Origin of the sequence: Vibrio sp. 10N.222.49.C9 (assembly GCF_041474985.1) — a bacterium.
Lineage (GTDB): Bacteria > Pseudomonadota > Gammaproteobacteria > Enterobacterales > Vibrionaceae > Vibrio > Vibrio crassostreae_C.
The window spans coordinates 1-246 of the sequence record NZ_JBFRVD010001401.1; the positions used below are offsets into that span (position 1 = coordinate 1).

The window sequence follows — 246 nt, forward strand, 5'->3', positions numbered from 1 at the left end:
CTGTGATTACGCGAGAGTAGCCATCGATAACCGTAATGGTGCTACCAAAGATGCAGAAGAAGGCAATCACCGCCACAAGGTAGCGAGACCACTCACCGATAGTTGCCGCATAAAGGTTGATTAACTGGTGCGAGAAACCCACGCCCGACGCCTGAAGCTGCACACCAGAACCGTGAAGCATTAGCGCGCCTAGAGCCACAAACACCATAGCCAATACAGCAGTGCCAATGTAACCAACGTTAAAAT

1 pseudogene is annotated in these 246 nt (G+C 50.8%); it reads right to left on the bottom strand.

Going from position 1 to position 246, the window contains the following annotated elements:
* Positions 1 to 246, bottom strand: a pseudogene (locus tag AB4585_RS28480) (divalent metal cation transporter); the annotation flags it as partial.